Source organism: Bacillus sp. FSL K6-0073 (assembly GCF_038006085.1).
GTDB classification, from domain to species: Bacteria; Bacillota; Bacilli; order Bacillales; family Bacillaceae_G; genus Bacillus_A; species Bacillus_A cereus.
Window position 1 is genome coordinate 3,809,560 of record NZ_JBBOUN010000001.1, and the last position, 25,736, is coordinate 3,835,295.

Below are 25,736 nucleotides of genomic sequence, written 5' to 3' on the forward strand. Positions count from 1 at the left end.
AAAAAACAACAATAGGAGCCAACAGCTATTCATACCATTTCTTTCTTAAATTGTTTTCCTTTAAAATGTTTCAGTAGTTATGTAATTAAATTCCATTAACCTATATAAATAACTAGTCCAAAAAATATCTATATGCATATCATGTTATAGTAAAGAATTTAGGAGATCCTAAAAGGAGGCATTTTCATGTTTGAAGATAAATCTAAAATAAATTACCCATATGAATTTACTGAAACTACAACAGTTCCTCTAAAGAACCCCATTGACAAAAAATTCAAGAACGGTACAGATACACATAACTTCCCAATTAAGAAGCACTATAAAGAGCAAGTTCTATACACTGAAAAAATCAATAATAATCAAAATAAGTAATTGTATAGATCCTTATAACAATTAGCCAAATAAGAAGCAACATTTAACCATCCATAATTATTTGGTTAGTAATGTAGAAATCTTTATTATACAATTCATGCACCTTTTAAAAAGTGCTGTATACAGCGCTTTTTTATACATAGATAAATTTAAGCTAATGCAACCAAGAAATAAACTGTAAAATTACTTCAGCATATTCTCGTTTAACTATTAAATCTACATATTAAAAGGGAGCAACAGTAAATGTTGCTCCCTTTTGAAATGTAATCTATTCACTCTACATAACCCTCTTAAACATCTTCTCCAACTCATAAGTAGAATGATGCACAAGAATCGGTCTTCCGTGTGGGCATGTGTATGGGTTTGTTGTTGTACGAAGTTCTTCCAGTAAAGCAAATATTTGATCGTTCGTTAAATATTGATTTGCTTTAATGGATGCTTTACAGCTCATCATGATAGCTGCTTCTTCACGTAACTTCTTAATATCAACTTTTTTTAGTTTAACAACTTGCTCCATCATTTCATCGATAATTTCTGTTTCTTGTCCTTTCGGGAACCACGTTGGATGCGAGCGGACGATAAAGGATTGATGGCCGAATTGTTCTAAAAATAGCCCGACTTTTTTTAGTTCTTCTAACTGTTCTTCGACACGTAAAAATTCAGTAAGAGATAGATCAATACGGTACGGTACAAGTAACTCTTGTACTTCTTGCGCTACCCTTCCTACTTTATCACGGAAGTATTCATAATTAATACGTTCCTGCGCAGCATGCTGGTCAATCATATATAAGCCTTTATCATTTTGAGCGAAAATATATGTTCCATGCATTTGTCCAATTGGATAAAGCGGTGGTAAGTCATTCCCGTTCATTTCAATCTCTTTTATTTCCCGAACTTCTTCTTCTAATTCCTCTAGTTCAAAGTCCTCTTCATTACTGTCCCACGATTTCTCTTCTTGAATTGGTTCTTCGATTATCGGTTTAGTGGATGGTTGCCAACTTTGTTCTTCTCTCACGAGCGACTGTGGTGGTTGCCATTCTTGCTTCGGTGGTTGCCAAAGCTGCGCTGGCTGTTTCACAGTCTGCGGTTCTTCTTGTTTTGCATCCATGCCAGTCGGTAAAATGATGTCCGGCATAGATGGTTCTTTCGGCTTCGCATGCTCAAACTGGAACTGTTCTTGCACACTTTCGTCTTTTTCTTTTTTCTTCGTTGTTACACCTGCATCTGGAATAAGCTGTATTTTTTTAAATGCAGCTTGCAATGTTTCTTCGATCAGCTTTAGCAATTCTTGTTCTTTACTAAAACGAACTTCTAACTTCGCTGGATGTACGTTAACGTCAACTAGCATTGGATCCATTTCAATCGATAAGAAACCAATTGGATACCGGCCAACTGGCAGTAATGTATGGTATCCTTGCTGAATTGCTTTCATTAATACAAAGTTTCGAACGTAACGACCATTTACAATCGTTGACATATAATTACGAGATGCTCTCGTTACTTCTGGTAATGTTACATAGCCTTTAATTGTAAAGTCTAAAGATTCGGCTTCAATTGGAACAAGCTTCTTCGCAACTTGAATACTGTAAATCGATGCAAGTACTTGTCTTACATCACCGTTACCTGACGTATGAAGCAATTTCTTTTCATTATGAAACAGTTTTAACGATACCTCTGGATGTGACATTGCAATACGATACACGATATCTGTAATATTTCCGAGCTCTGTATGAATGGTTTTCATATATTTAAGACGCGCTGGTGTATTAAAGAATAAGTTTTGTACTGTAATATCTGTTCCTTTTCGGCTCGCAGTCTTCTCTTGCTTTATAATGTCTCCACCTTTAATAATAAGGTGTGTACCAGGCGCATCACCTGTGCTAGTAATTAATTCTAATTCACTAACTGAGGCAATACTTGGCAATGCCTCACCGCGGAAACCGAGTGTTCTTATGCGGAACAGATCGTTTTCATCTTTAATTTTACTCGTTGCATGGCGTTCAAAAGCGACGATACAGTCTTCTTCTGCAATACCATCACCGTTATCAATGATACGAATTTTCGATAACCCAGCTTCTTCTAAGTGGATTTCAATAGATGTACTATTCGCATCGATAGAATTTTCCACAAGTTCTTTTACGACTGAAGCAGGGCGCTCTACTACTTCCCCTGCCGCAATTAAGTTAGAGAGTTGGTCATCGAGTTTGCGAATTTTCCCCATCTACTTACTCATCCTTTCTTTAACTTTTTCTGTAAGCGATACAATTCGTTCATCGCTTCTAAAGGTGTCATATCAAGTAAATCGATTTTTTTAATTTGCGCCAGTACTGCTGTTTCTTTTTGATCTAGCAGAGGCTTTTCTTGTTTCTTCGAAGACTGTTCTCCTCCAAAGAAAGATAGTTGCGATTCTTCTTCAGTCTCTACTTTCGTTTCCTGTATTTCTGCTATTTCCTCTTTTACAACTACAGGTTCTGGAGCAGCTTCTTGTACTTTTACTTCTACTCGTTTTGGAATAATAATTTCTTCCTGTCCTTCTAGCTGTGCTAACACTTCTTTCGCACGAGCGATTAGGCTATCTGGAAGCTCCGCAAGTTGCGCAACGTGAATTCCGTAACTTTTATCAGCTGCTCCATCTTGAATTTTATGAAGGAATACTACTTTTCCATTCTCTTCAATTGCTGAAACGTGTACATTTTTCAGTTGATCTAAACTCTCTTCTAACACCGTCAATTCGTGATAATGCGTAGAGAATAACGTTTTTGCACCAATTTGGTCATGAATATGTTCAATAATCGCTTGTGCAAGTGCCATACCATCATACGTAGATGTACCGCGTCCAATTTCATCGAATAAAATTAAACTTCTTTCTGATGCGTTTGCAATTGCATTTTTCGCTTCTAACATTTCGACCATAAATGTACTTTGACCTGAAATTAAATCATCCGCTGCACCAATTCTCGTAAAGATTTGGTCAAATACAGGTAATACTGCTTCTGTTGCTGGTACGAAACAACCGATTTGCGACATAACCGTTACAAGTGCTAATTGTCTCATATACGTACTTTTACCAGACATGTTCGGACCTGTAATTAAAAAGACATCCATATTCTCTGGCATAATACAATCATTCGGTACATACAATTTCCCGTTCAATACTTTTTCAACAACAGGATGACGACCATCTTTAATAAAGATTTCGCGCTTCGTTGTCAGTACAGGTTTTACAAACTGTTCTTCTTCACTAACTGTCGCAAAACTTTGCAGTACGTCTAATTCACTAATTACTTTCGCTAAATGTTGTAATTTCGGAATAAATACTTTTACTTCTTCACGAAGTGCTGTAAATAAATCGTATTCTAGCTGTACAATTTTTTCTTCAGCTTCTAAGATTAACGTTTCTTTTTCTTTCAGTTCATCTGTAATGAAACGTTCAGCATTAGCAAGCGTCTGTTTACGCTCATAGCGACCTTCTGGAAGTGCTGCAAGATTCGCTTTCGTTACTTCAATGTAGTAACCGAAAATACGGTTGTATCCGATTTTTAATGATTTAATTCCGGTAATATCACGTTCTCTTTTTTCAAGCTCAGCAATCCACGTTTTCCCGTTTTTACTAACGTAACGATATTGATCAAGCTTGTCATTATAACCATCTTTAATAATATCTCCATCTTTAATCGAAAGCGGTGGGTTTTCTTGAATACTTCTTCCTAGTAATTCTGTTAAGCTTTCACATGGATCTGCACCTTGAATTAATCTCGATGCATAAGCGTTATCTAACAAACTAATTGCTTCTAAAATAGCTGGTACTTGCAGCAATGAACGTCTTAATTGTAATAAGTCTCTTGCATTTACGTTACCAAATGCAACTTTTCCTGCTAAGCGTTCTAAATCATATACTTCTTTTAACTTTTCTTTTAAATCTTCACGTAAGAAGTAATCATTTACAAACGTTTCAACCATTTCTAAACGCTCTTCAATTCTTTCTTTCTGTATAAGTGGACGTTCCATCCACTGTTTTAACATACGACCACCCATAGCTGTTTTCGTCTTATCCAATAACCATAATAGTGATCCTGTTTTCTCTTTCGTTCGAAGTGTTTCTGTCAGTTCTAAATTCCGCTTTGAATGTACATCAATTTTCATAAATTGATTCGTATAATAAATTTCTACTGGTTGCAAATGATCTAAAGAACGTTTTTGTGTTCTTATTACATAGTTAAATAAGCGTCCAACTGCTTTAATTAATTTTGCTTGTGAAACATTTTTCACAAGATGTTCTAATCCTTCCGGAATTGCCGTTGCATCTTCATACGAAATCGTCATTTTCAATGTTTCAGTTAACTTGTTTAGTTCATCTTTAGAAAATGAAGAATCAACAACAATTTCTTTCGAACCAGTTGCATACACTTCTAATAAAATATCTTCTACTGAACCAGTCAATAACGTTACTGTATTTTGTCCAGTCGTTAAGTCGTTACAAGCTAATGCATACGATCCATCTTCAAAATGTGTTAATGCGGCTAAGAAGTTATTTTCTTTCTCATCAATTGTACGCCCTTCCATCATCGTTCCTGGCGTAATTAATTGTACTACTTCACGACGTACTACACCTTTAGCTGTTTTCGGATCTTCTACTTGCTCACAAACAGCTACTTTATATCCTTTTTCAACAAGTTGTTCAATATAGTTTTTAGCCGCATGATACGGTACACCGCACATTGGTATACGTTCACTACTACCGCCATCTCGGCTCGTTAATGTAATTTCAAGTTCATGAGCTGCTTTTACAGCATCCTCAAAGAACATTTCATAAAAATCGCCTAAGCGAAAAAATAAAAAGGCATCTTGATAATCTGCCTTAACCTTTAAATATTGCTGTATCATAGGCGTATATTGAGTCATACTTTTCCTCCATAATTCTTACATGATAATCTATTTTCATATATGTCGCATTTCACGGACACTCTTATCTCCTATTTCAGGAGTCTTTCTTCATTATAACATATTTCATAAAGAATCATGTTCATTCAGCGCCACTTATGTAAAGTAAAAAGCTAGGAAGAACTTGAAGTGAACCCGAATAGTGGTACATGAAAAAAACACCTCCTGAATTCGCATACTAAGTATGCAAATTCAATGGAGGTGTTTTTTCGTATGACGACAAGAGTTCATTACCCAGAAGAAACAAAGTGGAAAGTAATTGAAATGAAGAAAGATGGTTATTCAAATCGTACAATTATGGAGAAACTCGGAATTAAAAATGTTTCCCAAATTAAGACATGGATGAAATGGTATCGTACAGATCAAACGTATCGTTTTCAACAACCTGTAGGAAAACAATATTCTTATGGAAAAGGACCAAAAGAGCTCAGTGAATTAGAACAACTACGTTTAGAAAATAAGCATCTAAAAACAAAATTACTTGTATGGGGAAAGTATCTGGAAATCGAAAGGGGCTGAAACCAGAAACTGTAGTTACTTTATGGAAAAATGTAAAAACAAAAATAACGATAAAAGAATTGTGTAACGTATTAGAATTACCCCGTTCCACATTTTATCGCTGGTTACAACGAACGGAAGATCGGAAAGATGATATAGAAGAGAAAGTAAAGGACGTCTGTCTTAGGCATAAATTTCGGTATGGATATCGAAGAGTGACCGCTACTCTTCAAAAAATGGGACTGTGTGTTAATCATAAAAAAGTATTACGAATCATGAGACAAAATCACATTCTTTCAAAAGTACGTCGAAAGAAAAAGAAATATATCAATGGTGCGGAACCAATGGTAGCCCCTCATCGATTGGAGCGTGAATTCGATGCATCCAGACCAAATGAAAAGTGGTTTACAGATGTGACGTATCTCTTATTTGGAGAGCGTACCTTGTATTTATCAACGATCATGGATGCCTTTAATCGTGAAATTATTAGTTGTGTCATCAGCGAATCACAAACACTGACATTAGCGATGAAGACATTGAAACAAGCAATGAGAGGGCGAAGAGTAAAAGATGTCCTTCTTCACTCGGATCAAGGAAGTATTTATACAGCAAAAGAATTTCAAGCGTATGCCAAAGAAAACGGCATTATCACCAGCATGTCCCGGAGAGGAAATTGCCATGATAATGCCGTCATGGAAAGCTTCTTTGGTCATTTGAAAAGTGAAGCTTTCTATTCACAAGAGATAACAAAAGTATCCAACACAACTGTGCGAAAGATTGTGCTAGAATACATTCATTACTACAATTGTGTGCGAATTCAAGAAAAATTAAACCACCTATCCCCTAAAGAATTTAGGGAACAAGTGGTTTAGGTGTTTTGATTGGTGTCCCGTTTTCGGGGTTCACTTCAAACTTCTCCCTAGCTTTCTATTACTCTTCTTCTGCATCAACGATAAAGTTCGGATCTAATTCTTCAAATTCATCATCAGCAATTTGGAAATCATCATCTGATTCTACGCAGCCTTCAGGATTTACACTTACACAAATTTTCGTTTCTCCAACTACTTCTGTTACAAATTCACGTTCTACAGTTACAACAATTTTATTACCATTTGGTGATACAAGTGCTTCTAAACAATTTGGCGGCTGAATAACACGAGCAATAATTTCTAAATCGTCACCAGAAAAGTTTTTATCACGATAACCAATACTTACTTCGTCCGTATAGTTCACACGTTCTGTTACAACTTCAGTCTTTGTATTTCCATCAAATGAATACCAAGTGTTCACATCATAGAAACCTTCAATTTCCACATGTTTTCCATTCTTTCTTGCTTCGTACGAGTGGTTAATTACCCAGCACCCTAAAATACTTGTTGGCTCATTATTCGATTCACATGTATGCGTTGACTTTGTATACTTACGTCCTTTTCCAACCACTGCTTTTGTAATAATCTCTCTAAATTCGGACATTCGTAACCCTCCTCAATCACTATTCACTTAATCATATGCGTGACAATAGCGGAATGTGTCATTCTTTTTTTGAGAAGAACTTACGTTTAATCCACAAAAAAAAAGAGATGTCAATATGACATCTCTTTAACAACCACAATTTCCTTTTTTACTTTCTACCGCTGCGCCAGTTTCACCCTTTAGTACATCGCCACCAGTTGAAATTAATATTTCATCTGTTACGTTGTTAGAAATTGTACTAGCAACTAACTGTAATAAGTCATTTACGTATGTTTGTGAAGATTTAAATTGTTGTACGACTGGAATACTGTCTAACTTATCTTGCAATGCATCAATTTCAGCTTCTACCTTTTTTAAAGCTTCCCATTTCCCGTAATGTTGCAAGTTTACTGCTTGTTTTTGCAGTGCTTTAATTTCATCGATTGCGCGCTTTACATTTTCATTTTTATGAATTTGCGCCTCTGCTTTCTTAAAAAAATCAACTTCTTCTGTTTCAGAAATCATTTTTGCTAATTCTTTCGCTTGTTCAACAATGTCATCTTTCGAATATACTTTCATCTATTATTTCACCTCAATCGGCTCTTCAACTAATTCCCCGTTAAGAGACCAAGTTTTTGCTTCCGTTATTTTCACTTTCACAAGCTGACCAATTAAAGATTTTGAAGCGACGAAGTTTACAAGTTTATTCGTACGAGTATAACCTGCAAGTACTTCCGGATTATTTTTACTTTCCCCATCAACTAACACTTCTACAATTTGACCTTTGTAACGACTATTCTTTTCAATTGCTAACGTATTTACTAGTGTATTTAAACGCTGAAGACGTTCTTTCTTTACTTCCATCGGTACATTATCTTTCATTTTTGCAGCTGGTGTACCTTCGCGAGGAGAATAAATGAATGTAAAGGCAGTATCAAACCCTACTTCACGATATAACGACATCGTTTCTTCAAATTGCTCATCTGTTTCATTTGGAAAACCAACGATAATATCTGTTGTTAATACTACATCTGGAATTGCTTCTTTAATTTTTCTTACAAGTTCTAAATAATGCTCACGCGAATATTTACGTGCCATAATTTTCAGCATATCTGTACTTCCAGATTGAACTGGTAAATGGATATGTTCTACTAGGTTGCCACCTTTTCCAAGCACTTCAATTAAGTGATCATCGAAATCACGTGGATGGCTCGTTGTAAAACGAATACGGGCAATATCAACTTTACGAAGTTCGTCCATTAAATCGCCAAGACCGTATTCTATATCTTCAAAGTCTTTACCATATGCATTTACGTTTTGTCCAAGTAACGTAATTTCTTTATAACCATTTGCAGCTAAATGACGAATCTCTTGGATAATATCTTCTGGACGTCTACTTCGCTCTTTTCCGCGTGTATACGGTACAATACAATACGTACAGAATTTATCACAGCCATACATAATATTTACCCAAGCTTTAATATCACCACGACGTACTTTCGGAAGGTTTTCAATTACGTCACCTTCTTTTGACCATACTTCAACTACCGTCTCTTTCGAGAACATCGCATCTTTTAGAATGTACGGTAGTCTATGAATATTATGCGTTCCAAATACCATATCTACATGCTGATTTTTTTGCATAATTTTATTTACAACAGATTCCTCTTGAGACATACAACCACATACACCAATTAAAAGGTCTGGATTTCTTCGTTTGAGTGACTTTAAATGGCCTAGCTCACCAAACACCTTATTTTCAGCATTTTCACGAATTGCACAAGTGTTTAATAAAACTACATCTGCATCCTCAGTTGAAAAAGTTGGTTCATATCCAAGTGCTGTGAAAATACCTGCCATTACTTCCGTATCATGCTCATTCATTTGACAACCATATGTACGAATATAGAACTTTCTTCCTGTACCAAAATTGCGAAACTCTTCAGGTAAGCCAAAATCCCGTTCAATTTTAACTTCTTCTTTCCCACGCTTTTTCGCATCCTTTAAGGAAGGTGGTTGATATACACTTTCAAAGTATTTACTATAATCTTTCTCTTCTTTTTTCATAGAGGAATTTGCTTGTTGACTTGCTAATCGTTGTTGCTCGTTCATCGGTAATCTCCTTTCACCCTTAACTATACACACTCTATAGTCCATTTTAATGCGCTTAGACTCACCTCAAAAATGGTTAGATAGCTGGAGAGATAACTTGTCCTTTGAAACTTGAGTAATCAATCTAATCATTCATAAGAATGAAGTCTTCCCCACGCAAATAGACATTCCCTTTTTATCATTTCTTGTTGTCCTACCCAAAAGCATATTGCTTTATCCCTATAAACATTACCATAGTATGACGTGTTTCGCCAATCTTAACAATACAAAGGCCTTTTATTACCTTACATTTCATAAGCAATGAACTTGCCATTTTCATACAACGATTTATATATTATTTTATCATTCTGAATTTTCTAAGTAAATAAGGCTACCCTATATTTTGTACATAAAAAAAGGTTGCCAAATCGGCAACCTTTTTTTCTTACATTACATAAATTCAGCAACAAGCTCATCAAACATTTTCTGATCCATATTTAAATCAGATTTCACTAAAGGCTCTTCACTATAGCCTTTAACAAGTTCTTGATATGATGGTTGCTTAGTATTTTGATAAATTAACCCTGTTACTAAACCGTTATTTTCCATTAAAGTTTGCATAGCCATCATGCGATTAGATGGATCATATCCCTCTACTGTGCTTAGTTTCGTTAAGTTCTCTTTAAACCAATCGTAAGTATTTACTTTATTGTAAGTAACACATGGGCTAAATACGTTAATTAATGAAAATCCTTTATGGTTAATACCAGCTTCAATAATTTGTGTTAATTCTTTTAAATCACTCGAAAAGCTTTGCGCCACAAATGTCGCACCAGCTGTTAAGGCCATTTCCATTACATTTAGTGATGGTTCAATTGAACCTTGTGGTGTGCTTTTCGTTTTAAATCCAGCTTCACTACGTGGTGAAGTTTGCCCTTTTGTTAATCCATAAATTTGGTTATCCATTACGATGTACGTAATGTCGATATTACGACGAATAGAATGGATTGTATGTCCCATACCAATCGCAAATCCATCACCGTCACCACCTGAAGCGATAACTGTTAAATCACGATTTGCCATTTTCACACCTTGTGCAATCGGAAGGGCACGACCATGAATACTATGCACACCATATGAATTAATATAACCTGAAATACGGCCTGAACAGCCGATACCAGAAATAACAGCAAGTTCATCTGGATTTAGGCCAACGTTAGCTGCCGCACGTTGAATTGCAGCTTGCACTGAGAAGTCTCCGCAACCTGGGCACCAGTTTGGCTTTACACTGTTACGAAAGTCCTTAAATGTTGCCATTTAATACAACCCCTTTTTTGCATTCGTTGTAAATCTCTTTCGGCAAGAATGGGTTTCCATCATATTTTAAAAGACTAGAAATTTTCTCACCATTACCAAGATTCATTTTCATAATGTTAGCAAGCTGACCTGTTGCATTGTTTTCTACTACTACAACACGCTTCGCCTTTTTCACAAGTGGATCGATTTCAGCTGTTGGGAACGGGTGAATTAAACGCACATGAGCATGGTTTACTTTCATACCCTCTTGTTCTAAACGCGTCATTGCCTCTTCGATCGCACCACGAGTTGAGTTAAATCCAACAAGCAATACGTCTGCTTCTTCATGCTTAACATTTTTATAAACAGGGGTATTAAACTTCAAGTTCTCCATTTTACGGAAACGTTTGTCCATTTGATCTTTACGGTTTATTGCTGATTCCGACGGTTTTCCAGTTTCATCATGTTCTACACCTGTAACATGGTGAACACCATTTTTCATACCAGGTAAAACACGTGGTGAAACGCCGTCTTCTGTTACTTCATAACGCTTGAAGTATGCTTTATTTTCACGTTCTGGTAATTCTGCTTCTAAATCAAGCTTACCACGACGAATTTCCACTTTATCTAATTTAAGTGGTTCTACTGTTTGTTTTCCTAACGAAAGCTGTAAATCTGTTAAGAAAATAACAGGAACTTGATATTCTTCAGATAAGTTAAATGCTTCTACAATGTCATAGAAAGCTTCTTCAACTGTACTTGGCGCCATTACGATTTTTGGAATTTCACCATGCGTACCGTAAATCATCGCCATTAAGTCAGACTGTTCTTGTTTCGTTGGTAATCCTGTACTTGGGCCGCCACGTTGTGTATCAACAATTACTAATGGGGTTTCTGTAATACCCGCTAAACCGATTGCTTCCATCATTAATGAAAGACCAGGACCAGCAGATGCCGTTAATGTACGAACACCAGCATAGTTTGCACCGATTGCCATTGTACAAGCTGCGATTTCATCCTCAGTTTGGATTACTGTTCCGCCGACTTTCGGTAATTTTTTAATTAAGTATTCCATAATTTCTGATGCAGGTGTGATTGGGTATGCTGACATAAAACGAGCACCACCAGCTACCGCACCAAATGCGATTGCATCGTTTCCAATCATAAACATGCGTTTTTTACCATCAGCTTTTTCAAGCTGCATCATGTTTACTTTCTCACCTAGTAATTCTTTCATATATTGAGAGCCGCGTTTAATTGCGTCCATATTCTTTTGAACGACTTGCTCTCCTTTACGACCAAAGATTTCTTCAACAACATCTAAATAAGCTGTTTCATCTAATCCTAATACTGCACTTGATGCTCCAACAGCAACCATGTTTTTCATTAATGATGTGCCTAATTCTGAAGCAATATCTGTAAACGGTATCACATATAGATTTACATCTGTATTGTCAGGTATTGTTGGATTAAATTTCGCATCCGCAACTACAATTCCACCTGGACGTAGTTCGTGGAAATTAAAATCAATTGTTTCTTGGTCAAAAGCAATTAAAATATCTAAATCATCTGAGATCGCTCGTACTTCTGTTGTACTTACACGAATTTTATTATTTGTATGGCCGCCTTTTATACGTGATGAGAAGTGGCGGTAACCGTATAGGTAATATCCTAATCGGTTTAATGCAATACAGAAAATTTCTCCTGTACTTTCAATTCCTTCACCTTGTTGGCCTCCAACTTTCCATGAAAGTTGACTAATCATCTCCTACACCCCTTTTGGCTGCATTCATTGTAGTGTATTTTTTTACAGTAATAGTTTAGCATTTTTTATGCAAATAAACTACAACGGACGCAAATTATGCCTCTTCTGATTTCCCTGAATCTTTAGTATAAAGCTATTTTGTTTTTCATTCTAGTATTAGGTCTTAAAAAAAGCAATAAAATCAAATGAATTAATTTTGATTTTTCTGAATTTTAAATCGAAATTTAAAAACTCATATGTTCTACAAAATTATCATATAAAAATCGTTCTACAGTAGATGCAGCATAGTGTTTACAAAGCTCATTCATTACATTTTCATAATCTCGATACGCTGATACATTTACAACTGTTTCTAAAATCCCATCAAAATCGGAACCAAATCCTATATTGCGCTCTCCACCTAATGAACAAATATATTCGATATGTCTTACTATATCTGCTACATTCGCTTGTTTTTCATTTGTTAGAAACTGCGGTACAAAAGTGACACCAATCATGCCATTTCGCTTTATAAGAGCTTTAAGTTGTTCATCGTTTAAATTACGTGGGTGCTCGCAAAGTTTCATACAATTTGAGTGGGAAGCAATAGGATTTTTTGCAATCTCTATAACATCCCAAAAACTTCTTTCATTCAAATGAGACACATCAGTCCATACATGTAACGCATTCAGTTCTTGTACAACATGTTTACCAAAAGTCGTTAAACCCGCCCCACGTGTCTCTAGCGCACCATCAGCTAAGAGATTGGCATAATTCCATGTTAGTCCAAAAGAACGTACTCCTAGGCGATACAACAACCGTAATTTCATTGCATCTTTTCCAATTGCTTCGCATCCTTCTATTGTTAATATCGCTCCAATCTCGTCCTGTTTTAATATGTTAATATCATCTTTTGTCTGAATAAACTTCACACCTGGTAGGGATGAAATTTCATTATAAAAAATATCTACCATTTGTAATGCTACTTCAAATCGGTTTTCATATGCCACTGTTTCTGGTACATATATAGCAAAACATTGTATACTTCCTTTTCTTCTCTTTAACTGTTCAAATGTAATATGTAATTGTGAATCATCTTTAAAATTCCTTTTCCCTTGTGCACTCCATAACTGAAGAAGCACGTCACAATGAGCATCAAAAATTTTCATTTTCATTCCTCCATTATAAAAACAACCTGTTTGCATACTGCAAACAGGTTGTTTAAACTTAACGAGGTTCTACAATTAATTTTATTGCTGTACGCTCTTCGCCATCAATCATAATATCTGTAAACGCTGGGATACAAATCAGGTCCAAACCACTAGGCGCTACAAATCCTCTTGCGATTGCTACTGCCTTTACAGCTTGGTTCAATGCACCTGCACCAATAGCTTGAATTTCTGCTGTTCCGCGTTCGCGAATAACACCTGCAAGTGCACCAGCTACAGAATTAGGGACCGACGTTGCTTTAACTTTTAATATTTCCATTCCGCGTTTCCTCCTCGTTTCTTTAAAAAGTATTAGCAATTATTTCACTTTAACTTATATTCACGAGGAATGGCGCGTATTCCTGCTAAATTTTCGTAATTTTTCTAAAAAATTAAAATATAATAACTTATCTAAAATTTAACGAAAATTTACTCAAAAAATGGTTGATCATCATTAATTAAAATACGTTCAATTTTCTTTGCTTTTCCTGTATTTGGATCCACATCAATTAACACTGCACTTAATTGAGTTCTACCATTTGTTACTTCAAATCGTACTGGTAAGTTTGTTAAAAACTTCTTCAATACTGCTTCTCTGTCCATACCTAATATTCCGTCATACGGCCCTGTCATCCCAACATCTGTAATGTATGCCGTTCCGCTTGGTAAAATACGGTTATCCGCTGTAGGGACATGCGTATGCGTACCTACTACTGCTGTAGCACGTCCATCTACATACCAACCTAGCGCTTGTTTTTCACTTGTAGTCTCCGCATGGAAATCAACAAATATAATATTCGTACGTTTTTTCGCAATATTAATTAATTCATCCACTTTACGGAATGGACAATCAATTGGAGGAAGGAAAGTACGTCCTTGTAAATTAATAACTGCAACTTCTGTTCCATTACAGTTCACAAAGATAAGTCCTTTTCCTGGAGTTCCTTCTGGAAAGTTAGCTGGTCTTGCAAGATATTTTGCATCATCGATGAATTCAAATACTTCACGATTATCCCAAGCGTGGTTTCCAAGTGTAACTGCCTGCGCCCCACACTCTAAAAAGTTTCGATATATTTTTTCTGTAATCCCACGCCCACCTGCTGCATTTTCTCCATTAATGATTGTTACTGTAGGCGTATATTTTTTCTTTAATGCCGGTACGTATTGTTGAATCATACCTCTACCAGGAGATCCTACTACATCCCCAACAAATAATATTCTCATATGTCTTACCCTTTCTATGTACTGCATTTTTTATTGCTATAGCATCAAGTAAATTCCTTATAATATCTTTATTATAAGTTTGTTTCACTTTTATGCTATATAGCTAACTGTCTTTATTTTATCCAATTCCAACACAAAAAAATAAAGTGGTGTTTCACCACTTTATTTTGCGTATTCCACTGCACGTGTTTCACGAATAACAGTTACTTTAATATGTCCTGGGTAATCCAGTTCATTTTCAATACGTTTTCGGATATCACGAGCTAAACGATGAGCTTCTAAGTCATCGATTGTATCTGGTTTTACCAAAATACGAACTTCACGTCCTGCTTGAATTGCAAATGATTTTTCAACGCCTTCATAAGACTCTGAAATCTCTTCTAACTTTTCAAGACGACGAATATAGTTTTCAAGTGTTTCACTACGAGCTCCCGGTCTTGCAGCTGATAAAGCATCTGCTGCTGCAACTAAAACTGCAATGATAGAAGTTGGTTCTGTGTCACCATGGTGAGATGCAATACTGTTTATAACTACAGGATGCTCTTTATATTTCGTTGCAAGTTCAACACCAATTTCAACGTGGCTTCCTTCTACTTCATGGTCAATCGCTTTTCCGATATCATGTAATAGACCTGCACGTCTTGCTAGTTTTTCATCCTCGCCAAGCTCTGCCGCCATAAGTCCAGTTAAATATGCAACTTCCATAGAGTGTTTTAAGACGTTTTGACCATAACTTGTACGGTATTTTAAACGACCTAAAATTTTAATTAAATCTGGATGTAATCCATGAACACCCACTTCAAACGTTGTTTGCTCTCCGACTTCGCGAATATACTCGTCCACTTCACGTCTTGATTTTTCGACCATCTCTTCAATACGCGCTGGGTGAATACGTCCGTCCTGTACTAGTTTATCAAGAGCGATACGAGCTGTTTCACGACGAATTGGGTCGAATCCAGAAAGGATTACCGCCTCTGGTGTATCATCGATAATTAAGTCAATACCCGTTAACGTTTCTAACGTACGAATATTACGACCTTCACGCCCGATAATACGTCCCTTCATTTCGTCATTTGGAAGATTTACAACCGAAACGGTTGTTTCAGCAACATGATCAGCTGCACATCTTTGCATTGCAAGAGATAAAATCTCTTTTGCTTTCTTATCCGCTTCTTCTTTCGCGCGAACTTCACTTTCTTTTACCATAACAGCGATTTCATGAGAAACTTCATTTTCTACTTTACCAAGAATAATTGCTTTCGCTTGTTCGCGTGTCAGATTGGAAATGCGCTCTAATTCTGTTTGTTGCTTTTGAACTAACTCTCCCACTTTGCTTTCCAACTCTTCAATCTGTTGTTGTCTCGCTACAAGAGATTCCTCTTTCTTCTCTAACTGTTGCTCGCGTTTATCGAGCGTTTCGTCTTTACGATCAAGGTTCTCTTCTTTTTGCATTAAACGATTTTCTTGTTTTTGTAATTCGCTTCTACGGTCACGAATTTCTAATTCAGCTTCTGTACGAAGTGTATGAATTTCATCCTTTGCTTCTAAAAGCGCTTCTTTCTTAAGTGCTTCAGCCTCACGATTCGCTTCGTCTAGAATACGTTTTGCTTCATTAGCCGCACCATTAATCTTCGCTTCAGCAATAGACTTTCGAACAAAAAAGCCAACAACTGCACCGACTGTTGTTGCAAGCAAAATGGAGATGAGTATCCAAACTGTACTACTCATGATTTCACCTCCCCTTGCTATGAATGAAAAAAGACTGTCGGCATGTACATTGAATTACAACATACAGCAAAGACCGTCGTCCCGCTTTTTTTAAGGGACTTTCTTCATTTCACAATTAAAATGTCATATTATTATTTCGGTAAGATTTAAACCTTACTCCGAATATTACTTCTCTTCTTGAGAAGAGTATATCGTATATAAGAAAAAATATACATTCTCATTGTATCTATCGTAATTTTCATTGTCAAGCGTTGTCTACTTTTACTTTCTTTACCTTCAGCCTTGAATGTGACCTAAATTTAAAAAGTAAGGAGCCTATTATACTGGAAAACCTTAGTAATTCCCATTTCTTTACTTAAAATATTTAAATATCCTTCTTTACACAACCCATTTGAAGTCAAAAAATATTTTTATCTATAGTATTATGCTCCTTAATAGTAGATAAAAAAATAAAAGACACGAGACCGTGTCTTTTATTTTTTTAATCAAGAAGAGTTGAATCTTCTGCGCCCTCAGCACCAGAATCTTCACTAATTCCGTGATGCTCACGAATAAAGAAGGCAATTTCTTCTCTTAAATCTGTATTTTCTTTTAAGAACTGCTTCGAATTTTCACGACCTTGTCCTAGGCGTTCTTCATTATAAGAATACCAAGCACCGCTCTTTTGAACAATATCAAGCTCAGAAGCCATATCCAAGATTTCACCTTCTCTTGAAATACCTTCTCCGTACATAATATCAACTTCCGCAACACGGAATGGTGGTGCTACTTTATTTTTCACTACTTTTACTTTTGTTTTATTACCAACGATGTCGTTACCTTGCTTTAATTGCTCCGCACGACGCACTTCAAGACGGACAGTTGAATAGAATTTCAACGCACGACCACCCGGAGTTGTTTCTGGGTTTCCGAACATAACCCCAACCTTTTCACGAATTTGGTTAATAAAGATTGCAATTGTTTTTGATTTGTTGATTGCTCCTGAAAGCTTACGAAGTGCTTGTGACATTAAACGTGCTTGTAAACCTACGTGTGAGTCACCCATGTCGCCTTCAATCTCTGCTTTCGGTACAAGAGCTGCTACAGAGTCAATTACGATAATGTCAACCGCACCACTTCGTACAAGTGCTTCCGCGATTTCTAATCCTTGCTCCCCTGTATCAGGCTGTGATAATAGTAATTCATCTATGTTAACGCCTAATTTTTGTGCATATACAGGATCCATTGCGTGCTCCGCATCAATGAATGCTGCTTGTCCACCTTGACGTTGTACTTCTGCAATTGCATGTAATGAAACTGTCGTTTTACCTGAACTTTCAGGTCCGTAAATTTCGATAATACGGCCACGTGGATATCCGCCTACTCCTAGTGCCACATCAAGTGCTAAAGAACCACTAGAAACCGTAGAAACTCTACGCTCCGCTTGTTCTCCTAATTTCATAATTGAACCTTTACCGAATTGCTTCTCTATTTGTTTTAACGCCATATCTAACGCTGCTTGACGATCACTCATTCAAAATTCCTCCTTAACTGAATTGCTAATCTTATTATACCTATTTTCAATTCAATTTGCCAACAAAAATCGAACATTTATTCGATTTTTTTATTTTCCATCAAATAATATCTAAATTTAACCGTAAAAAAAACTAGAAGAAACTTATATCTCTTCTAGCTTTTTATATAAATGATAAAATCCATATTTTGCTGTTCGTTCTCTAATTTGTTGACGACTTCCGCTTAAATTAAGAGGAAAGACTACAGTTGGCTCATCCTTAATCGAAAGCCCAACAAATACTGTTCCTGGTTCTTTCTGTTCTGAAGCATCTGGCCCTGCTACCCCAGTGAAACTAATTCCGATATCCGCTTTTAATACATCCTTAACATTTTCAGCAAGATAACGAGCACATTCTTTACTAACTGCACCATCAGTATGCAATACTTCTTCAGGCACACGTAAAACATGTTGCTTCACATCATTATGATAACAAATGACACCGCCTTTAAATACAGAAGAAACACCAGCGTTTTCAGTTACTTGATTTCCAAAAAGACCACCTGTTAAACTTTCTGCACACGCTAAAGTTAACCCTTTTCTCTTCAATAACTCGATTGCCTTATAATGCAAAAATTCTTGGTCATATCCGTAGAAAAATTCTCCTACTCTTTCTAAAATCAAATCTTCCACATGTTGAATTAGTTTCTCCGCTTCGCTAACATTTTGATGCTTAGCGGTTAAACGTAATGTCACTTCTCCATCATTTGCTAACGGGGCAATTGTTGGGTTTGTTTGTCCATCAATTAAATCTTGCACTTTCACCTCTAATTGGGACTCCCCAATACCAAAGAAACGAAGCACACGAGAATAAATGTTTTCTCCTGTTGTAAAATTACGTAAAAAAGGCTCTACGTAACTTACATACATTGGTTTCATTTCTTTTGGCGGCCCTGGTAATAAAATATAAACTTTTCCGTTCTTATTTACCCCCATACCTGGCGCCATACCGTGGTTATTTGCAAATACTGTTGCTCCATTTAAAACGAGCGCTTGCTTTTTATTATTCTCCGTAAATTCACGGCCTGTACGCTTAAAGTAATTACTTATTAAGGCTAATGCCTTTTCATCATACACAAGCTCTTCATCTAAACTAGCAGCTATCGTTTCTTTCGTTAAATCATCTTTTGTTGGTCCTAATCCACCTGTAAAAATAAGTATATCAGCACGTTCTTCCGCAGCTTCAATCGCCTTTTGCAGTCGCTTATTATTATCACCAACAACAGTATGATAGTACACGTTAATTCCGATTGAAGCTAACTTTTCAGATAAAAACTGGGCATTTGTATTTGCAATTTGTCCAAGTAATAATTCAGTTCCAACCGCAATAATCTCAGCATTCATCCCAATTCCCCCATAAACTTCTATTTTGAGTTTACAAAAGCAGCTCTATTTTTCCAGAAATAATCCCATCCTGAAATAACAGTAAAGATTAATGCAATCCATATGAAGATATCCGCAACTGGAATATGGATTAAATTTAAAGGTACATCGTGTAATAAATATGCTGCAATCGCAATAATTTGTGTCCATGTCTTAATTTTCCCTAGCTGATTTGCTGCAACTACTTCCCCTGTTCCAGCAAGTACAAGACGTAAACCAGTTACCGCAAACTCACGACTGATAATTACAATAACAATCCAAGCCGGTACATATTGCATCTCTACCAATGTAATAAGTGCTGCCGAAACAAGCAATTTATCAGCTAACGGGTCAAGAAACTTCCCTAAATTCGTTACAAGATTATACTTTCTTGCGTAATGTCCATCAATCCAATCTGTAGCTGAAGCAATGATAAAGATAAGTGCCCCCACTAAATGTTGAATTGGCAAATCAACATCACCAATTTTGTATGAACCCCAATCAAAGGGCGCTAACATAATTACCATAAAAATTGGAATTAAGAAGATTCTAGATATTGTAATTTTATTTGGTAAATTCACAGCTATTCCTCCATCATATCAAAAACATTTGTTCATCGAAAAAAAGTCATCGAAGCGATGACTGTTATTGTGCTGGTTGCTCTATCCCTTGGTTTTTAATCACCAATCTTTGGTGATATTCTTTTTGTGGATCTAACGGGAAAGCAAGCACTTGGCCATTCAGTTTAATTTCAACATTCGGTGCACTTCCAATATTAAGTCGTACTTCTTTTAATGTTGATACATCGCGTTTCTCTATTTGACCGCTTTGTACTGTAGTGTTTAGAATTTCGTTACCCGCATCATCCTTAACATCTACATAACTTGTACCCTTAGCTGAAATTTCCAGTTCTAATGTTTTATTATTATGAATTTCCAAAGTAGATACCTTTCCAGTTGTTCCAACTACTTTCACTTCTTGCTGTCCAGTTGGTTGTGCTGGTTGCTCCTCTTTCTTTGGTTCTTCTTTCTTTGGTTCCTCTTTTTTTGGCTCTTCCGCTTTCACTTCATCTTTCTTTGTATCTAACGGAGAATCTTTCGCTTTTTGAACTTCAATTTTCTCACTTTGAGCGCTTGGAACTTTTTCATCATCTTTTCCAGTTAACGCTTGAAACACAAACCAGATTACCACTCCAACTGCGATGACTAACAGCGCAACTAAGATTTTCGGCATGTGATCTGCAATTGGCCATGATGAAGATTTTTGCATTGTTTCTTGTGTTTTTTGTCCCGTTGATACTTGTGGAACTTCACGCTTTTCAGATTGTGGTATCGTACTCTGATGTTCTACGAGCAGTTCCTCTCCATTTAATCCAACCGCATCTGCGTATTGTTTAATGAATGCACGCGCATAAAAAGCTCCTGGCAATACATCATAATTGCCTTCTTCAATTGCCACTAAGTGGCGTTTTTGAATTTTTGTAATCTCATGCAGCTGATCAATAGTCAAGCCTTTCGCTTCTCTTGCTTCTTTCAGCTTTTGTCCCAATTCCGTCACTACTAACACCTCAATATTTCTTTAAAAGTCAAACATAGAGAAATTATTTTGCGTACCTTGCTCAATTTCATCTACTAAATTATATTGAATTTCTTCATCATAATCGTTACGCAACTCGATAATATAATCAAAATCATCCAATGTGTATTCTGACTGACTCACAAATACATCAGGATGTTCCACAACTTTCGTTGCAGGCAATCTCATAATTTCACGAACGAGCTGCCAATGTCTTTCGTTAGCACGCTTCGTTGACACAATTCCATCTAGGATGAAAATATTGTCATCGCTATACTCATCTTCAATTAATTGACTGCGAACAGTTTGCTTAATAAGAGTAGATGATACAAATAACCACCTTTTATTTGCACAAACACTTGCAGCAACAATGGATTCTGTTTTTCCGACACGAGGCATTCCGCGTATCCCAATTAGTTTATGGCCTTCTTTTTTCATGATTTCTGCCATAAAGTCTACAAGTAAGCCTAATTCATCACGCACAAATCGAAATGTTTTCTTATCATCTGCATCTCGTTGTATATACCTACCATGCCTAACCGCTAGCTTATCTCTTAGCTTGGGCGGACGATATTTCGTTACCGTTATGTTATCCATCGTATTTAAAATTGATTCAAGTCTAGAGATTTGCTCTTGATTATCACACATGAGGAGTAACCCACGTCGTGCATTATCTACACCATTAATTGTGACAATATTAATGCCGAGCATACCGATTAACGAAGAAACGTCACCAAGCAAGCCAGGTCGGTTTTTATGTATTTCATATTCAAAATACCATTCAATCATCCAAGATCACTCCCCTTGCTTACTTTACACCTACGTACTATATTATATGATTTCACCCTAATAGGGAAGCTAAATGTATAATCTATCCTGTGTAATTATTATACAAAAAAAGTAGAGAGGAGAATCTCCTCTCTACTTTTACTTATGTTGTACGAACTTAACCATTAAATTTGCAATTGTATGTTGCTCCTGTTCATCAGCAACTTTCCAAAGCTCAGCTAATAATTTCTCTTGGTCATTGCGTCCTTCTACTTCATTAGCAAGATAGTCGCCAACACGAAATGCCATATCTGATACCGCACCGCCATCTAAACCTTTGTCTTGCGCTTGCTCTAAACGTTCTCCTAAAAAGCTCTTCCACTGATCAAAATTATCTAATACTGACATAATTAAGCACCTCACTATTGAGTAATAAAATCATCCTTAATTTGTGCAACTATTCATTTTTTATGTAAGAATTTTTTAGCAGTGCCAACCGCCATTCACTCCGATAATTTGTCCAGTTATGTAAGACGCTCCTGGTGATACGAGAAATGAAACTGTTTTCGCTACTTCTTCTGGTAATCCTATTCTACCTAATGGTATATCTTCAGCAATTCCCATTTTATCTTCTTCAGAAAAAACACTTAACATTTCCGTTTCAATTGCTCCTGGTGCTACTGCATTCACACGTAATCCACTTAAAGAAACTTCTTTCGCTAAAGCTTTCACATATGAATTTTGCGCCCCTTTTACCATTGAATAAAGTACTTCACAAGAAGCCCCTATTTGTCCCCATATAGATGAAACAATTACAATATTACCACTTCTTCTCCCGATCATAGGCGGAAGTGCCATAGAAAGTAATTTATATACGTTCTTCACTTGAAGTTCTACCATATAATCCAATTCATCGTTTGTTACATCTGTTACTAATCCAAAAATACTCTTCCCCGCTGCGTATACAATAACATCAATAGGATGTTCAATTTGTCCCCACAATCGTTCTGCTCCATCACTAGAAGCTAAATTAGCTTGAACAGGGATAACTTCTCCCCATGCCTTCTGCAATTCCAATACCTTTTCTTCACTGTTATTGTAATGAACATAAACTGTATATCCATCTTGAATTAATTGTTTCGAAATAGCAGAGCCAATCCCTCCGCTCCCTCCAGTTACTAACGCATACTTTTTCATAAATTCCCTCTCTTATCTCTACAACTTCAATTTTCACACAACTAAATAATACCCTCATCTTACAATTTTTCAATGATAAGATGAGGGTATCTTTAAAATTTTATTTTTTCGGTAACACCTGACAAACACTCATTTTTTCTTCTGATAACAATAATCCCGCTACTTCTTGTAAGTCTTGAACGGTTAGTCCTTCTAATACAGTCAATGCATCAAATAGGCTAGATTCATTAAACGCGTATCGTGTAAATTGATTTGCAATATATTCTGGTGAATTTAAAGAGCGTAAAAAACCACCAATTTTCTTTTTCTTCACTCGTTCTAATGCCGCCGCATCTAATTGATCATAATCTGTTTTTAATAAAATATCTTTTAAACGATCTGCCAATTCATCAGGTTGTTTCGTATCACCACCAACCATTGCAAAACCGAAGTTATTTTCTTCTGTATAGTCATACGAGAATGAATCATCAATAAGTCCTTCATTATATAAAGCTTCGTAATGAACCGAACTTTTTCCAAATAAATAATCTAAAAGTAACGTAAGCGCAATTTCTTGTTTTAAAAGTGCTTGCCCCTTTTCTTTTAAATTAGTCGCTTTAATACCAACTAAACATTTCGGCGTTTGCACAGGCATTGAAATAATTTTTTTCTTTTCATTTACCTCATTTGGTTCTTCTTCAAATGAACGCACAATTTCTGGCTGGTTTTTATAATCTTTTTTCGCTTGATTTTCACGTACTAAATCCATTGTTTTCTCTGGATCAATTGCACCCACAACAAATAATAACATATTGCTCGGATGATAAAATGTTTCATAACATTCATATAATAAATCTTTCGTAATTTTACTAATAGATTCGATTGTCCCCGCAATATCAATTTTAATTGGGTGTTTTACAAATAAGCTATCAATTAACCCAAAGTACAAACGCCAATCTGGGTTATCTTGATACATTTGAATTTCTTGCCCAATAATCCCCTTCTCTTTTTCAACCGTTTTTTCAGAGAAATAGGGCTCTTGTACGAAGTTTAGCAATGTATTTAAATTTTGTTCTACGTTTGAAGTACCTGAAAAAAGGTAAGCTGTTCGTGTGAAGGATGTAAAAGCATTTGCCGATGCTCCTTGTTTACTAAACAATTGGAAAGCATCGTGATCTTCTTTTTCAAATAATTTATGCTCAAGAAAATGTGCAATCCCATCTGGCACACGAATCATTTCTTCTTTCCCTAATGGTACAAATGTATTATCTACAGAACCATATTTCGTCGTAAACGTCGCAAATGTTTTATTAAATCCTTGTTTCGGTAAAACATATACATCTAATCCGTTAGGAAGTTTTTCATAATAGAGTGTTTCTTTTAATTGCTCATAAACAATTTTCTCCATTTACTCTCCCTCCGTTCCTTGTAAAAAGTAAATTGTATCTAGTTCAATATTTTTAGCAATTTTTACAATTTCTTCTTTTGTCACACTTTCTATACCTGTAAGCCATTCTTCAACTGGACGTGTACGATCTGAAATAATACCATGATATAGCATTTCTACAAAGCCACGTGGTGTATCAATTGCCTCTAATATTTGATTTTGGATGACACTTTTTGTTTGATGTATTTCTTCTTCAGAAAACTCTCCGTTTTGCATCGCAAGCATTTGTTCTTTAATAATCTCAACTGCTTTTTCATAATTTTTCGCTTCAATTCCTGACATAACAAATAATAAACCTTTATGACTTTCAAAGCGCGATGCTGCATAGTACGCTAAACTATTTTTTTCACGCACATTTACGAATAACTTCGAATGAGAAAAGCCACCAAACAATCCATTGAACAATTGCAATGCAAAATAATCTTCATCTTTATATGTGACAAATGTACGATAACCGATGTGTAATTTACTTTGTTTTAATTCTTGTTTTTCAACAACTTCTTTTTCTTCATTATTTCGTCTATGAAGGAGTACATTTCTTTCTCTCACTGGACGAGCTGAAATAGAAAAATACTTACTTACAAGATCAACGGCGTTTTCTGAAATATCCCCAATAATATATAGATCCATTTCATCTTCCGCTAACACCTTTTGATAATATTGATACAGACTTTCATTTGTAATAGACATAACACTCTCTTTTTTTCCATTTGCACTTAAACGATACGGTTCTACTTTGCACATTTCTTCAATTAAACGCTCGTTTGCATAACGCATTTTATCGTCATAAGTAGCTTCAATTCTCTGTAACAGTGCTCTTTTTTCACTTTCTACGATAGAAGATAGGAAACCGTTGCCCTCCGTTGCTGGATGTAACACAATATCTGACAACATAGAAAGCGCTTTTTCAAATAACGGTGGTGCATCATGTAAGTAAAATTCATTTGCAATGTCTACATAAATGGAGATAATATGGTCTTCCCCTTTTTTACTTACATCTACCGCTAAAGAAGATCCGTATAATTCTTCTAAATATTGACGAAGACGAATTACAGAAGGTAATTTTTCTGTCGCACTTTGCAATACGTATGGCAATAGGGCACGCTCTGTCACCGTCTCCTCATTTAAAGGCGCTTTAAAACGAAATACAAAGGTATTCGTTTTATATTTATCAGTCGGAATAATATGTACGCGCAAACCATCTAACTCATGTAGTTGTTGTTCCATTAGTTTCATTTATAGCCCTCCTTTACGTATATAGGAATATTCCTCTTCAATATACAGTTTTTAGAAATAAAAAAT

General features: G+C 36.0%; 22 protein-coding genes. 2 read left to right on the forward strand and 20 right to left on the reverse strand.

The window, feature by feature from the left end:
* Positions 1-186: 186 nt before the first annotated feature.
* Positions 187-372 (forward strand): hypothetical protein, encoded by a 186-nt coding sequence (locus tag MHB52_RS19615; RefSeq protein WP_000461136.1) that lies wholly within the window; start codon positions 187-189, stop codon positions 370-372.
* A 277-nt stretch (positions 373-649) separates the two neighbouring features.
* Here MHB52_RS19615 and mutL read toward each other — a convergent pair whose 3' ends face one another.
* On the reverse strand, positions 650-2,593 hold the full coding sequence (gene mutL, locus MHB52_RS19620; RefSeq protein WP_000516456.1) for a DNA mismatch repair endonuclease MutL: 1,944 nt from the start codon (positions 2,591-2,593) through the stop codon (positions 650-652).
* Between the two features lie 8 nt (positions 2,594-2,601).
* Entirely contained in the window at positions 2,602-5,274 is a 2,673-nt protein-coding gene (gene mutS, locus MHB52_RS19625) for a DNA mismatch repair protein MutS (protein WP_000196027.1), read from the reverse strand.
* 252 nt (positions 5,275-5,526) lie between these two features.
* Between mutS and MHB52_RS19630 the strand changes: the two genes are divergently transcribed.
* A protein-coding gene (locus MHB52_RS19630) for an IS3 family transposase (protein WP_088121897.1) occupies positions 5,527-6,683 on the forward strand; the annotation gives its coding sequence in 2 pieces (ribosomal slippage) (positions 5,527-5,779 and positions 5,779-6,683; 1,158 coding nt in all).
* A 58-nt stretch (positions 6,684-6,741) separates the two neighbouring features.
* Here MHB52_RS19630 and cotE read toward each other — a convergent pair.
* The 18 genes from cotE to yfmF all read right to left on the reverse strand — a co-directional run bounded on the left by cotE (position 6,742) and on the right by yfmF (position 25,670).
* Positions 6,742-7,284: an outer spore coat protein CotE gene (gene cotE, locus MHB52_RS19635; RefSeq protein ID WP_001288799.1), complete on the reverse strand. Its 543-nt coding sequence runs from the start codon at positions 7,282-7,284 to the stop codon at positions 6,742-6,744.
* A 126-nt stretch (positions 7,285-7,410) separates the two neighbouring features.
* Positions 7,411-7,842, reverse strand: coding sequence for a RicAFT regulatory complex protein RicA family protein (locus tag MHB52_RS19640; protein WP_000870461.1), 432 nt, complete (start codon positions 7,840-7,842; stop codon positions 7,411-7,413).
* A gap of 3 nt (positions 7,843-7,845) precedes the next feature.
* Positions 7,846-9,375 carry a tRNA (N6-isopentenyl adenosine(37)-C2)-methylthiotransferase MiaB gene (miaB, locus tag MHB52_RS19645; RefSeq protein ID WP_001005375.1) on the reverse strand — a complete coding sequence of 510 codons (1,530 nt, stop codon included), beginning with the start codon at positions 9,373-9,375 and terminating at the stop codon, positions 7,846-7,848.
* A 429-nt stretch (positions 9,376-9,804) separates the two neighbouring features.
* On the reverse strand, positions 9,805-10,671 hold the full coding sequence (locus MHB52_RS19650; RefSeq protein ID WP_000190155.1) for a 2-oxoacid:ferredoxin oxidoreductase subunit beta: 867 nt from the start codon (positions 10,669-10,671) through the stop codon (positions 9,805-9,807).
* The gene (locus MHB52_RS19655) at positions 10,658-12,415 is read right to left on the reverse strand and encodes a 2-oxoacid:acceptor oxidoreductase subunit alpha (protein WP_000625417.1); all 1,758 of its coding nucleotides are present in this window, start codon (positions 12,413-12,415) and stop codon (positions 10,658-10,660) included. The genes MHB52_RS19650 and MHB52_RS19655 overlap by 14 nt, the downstream gene beginning before the upstream one ends.
* 224 nt (positions 12,416-12,639) lie before the next feature.
* Complete coding sequence (locus MHB52_RS19660; RefSeq protein ID WP_061663131.1) at positions 12,640-13,563, reverse strand: dipeptidase; 924 nt, start codon at positions 13,561-13,563, stop codon at positions 12,640-12,642.
* A gap of 58 nt (positions 13,564-13,621) precedes the next feature.
* Positions 13,622-13,882 carry a stage V sporulation protein SpoVS gene (spoVS, locus tag MHB52_RS19665; protein WP_000404341.1) on the reverse strand — a complete coding sequence of 87 codons (261 nt, stop codon included), beginning with the start codon at positions 13,880-13,882 and terminating at the stop codon, positions 13,622-13,624.
* A 149-nt stretch (positions 13,883-14,031) separates the two neighbouring features.
* Positions 14,032-14,826, reverse strand: coding sequence for a TIGR00282 family metallophosphoesterase (locus MHB52_RS19670; protein ID WP_001221095.1), 795 nt, complete (start codon positions 14,824-14,826; stop codon positions 14,032-14,034).
* A 162-nt stretch (positions 14,827-14,988) separates the two neighbouring features.
* The gene (gene rny / locus MHB52_RS19675; protein ID WP_000099770.1) at positions 14,989-16,554 is read right to left on the reverse strand and encodes a ribonuclease Y; all 1,566 of its coding nucleotides are present in this window, start codon (positions 16,552-16,554) and stop codon (positions 14,989-14,991) included.
* 481 nt (positions 16,555-17,035) lie between these two features.
* Entirely contained in the window at positions 17,036-18,067 is a 1,032-nt protein-coding gene (recA, locus tag MHB52_RS19680) for a recombinase RecA (protein ID WP_001283860.1), read from the reverse strand.
* Between the two features lie 144 nt (positions 18,068-18,211).
* Positions 18,212-19,450 (reverse strand): competence/damage-inducible protein CinA, encoded by a 1,239-nt coding sequence (gene cinA / locus MHB52_RS19685; RefSeq protein ID WP_061663130.1) that lies wholly within the window; start codon positions 19,448-19,450, stop codon positions 18,212-18,214.
* Between the two features lie 20 nt (positions 19,451-19,470).
* Positions 19,471-20,049, reverse strand: coding sequence for a CDP-diacylglycerol--glycerol-3-phosphate 3-phosphatidyltransferase (pgsA, locus tag MHB52_RS19690; RefSeq protein WP_001052967.1), 579 nt, complete (start codon positions 20,047-20,049; stop codon positions 19,471-19,473).
* Between the two features lie 64 nt (positions 20,050-20,113).
* A complete protein-coding gene (locus MHB52_RS19695; protein ID WP_000137475.1) occupies positions 20,114-21,025 on the reverse strand; it encodes a helix-turn-helix domain-containing protein in 912 nt (303 codons plus the stop codon).
* Positions 21,026-21,046: 21 nt separating this feature from the next.
* Positions 21,047-21,832 carry a DUF3388 domain-containing protein gene (locus tag MHB52_RS19700; RefSeq protein ID WP_000574107.1) on the reverse strand — a complete coding sequence of 262 codons (786 nt, stop codon included), beginning with the start codon at positions 21,830-21,832 and terminating at the stop codon, positions 21,047-21,049.
* Between the two features lie 138 nt (positions 21,833-21,970).
* A complete protein-coding gene (locus tag MHB52_RS19705; protein WP_000114450.1) occupies positions 21,971-22,219 on the reverse strand; it encodes a DUF3243 domain-containing protein in 249 nt (82 codons plus the stop codon).
* Between the two features lie 75 nt (positions 22,220-22,294).
* On the reverse strand, positions 22,295-23,008 hold the full coding sequence (gene ymfI / locus MHB52_RS19710) for an elongation factor P 5-aminopentanone reductase (RefSeq protein WP_000759607.1): 714 nt from the start codon (positions 23,006-23,008) through the stop codon (positions 22,295-22,297).
* Between the two features lie 100 nt (positions 23,009-23,108).
* Positions 23,109-24,395 (reverse strand): EF-P 5-aminopentanol modification-associated protein YfmH, encoded by a 1,287-nt coding sequence (gene yfmH, locus MHB52_RS19715; RefSeq protein ID WP_000411983.1) that lies wholly within the window; start codon positions 24,393-24,395, stop codon positions 23,109-23,111.
* The gene (gene yfmF / locus MHB52_RS19720) at positions 24,396-25,670 is read right to left on the reverse strand and encodes an EF-P 5-aminopentanol modification-associated protein YfmF (RefSeq protein ID WP_061663129.1); all 1,275 of its coding nucleotides are present in this window, start codon (positions 25,668-25,670) and stop codon (positions 24,396-24,398) included.
* Positions 25,671-25,736: the final 66 nt, after the last annotated feature.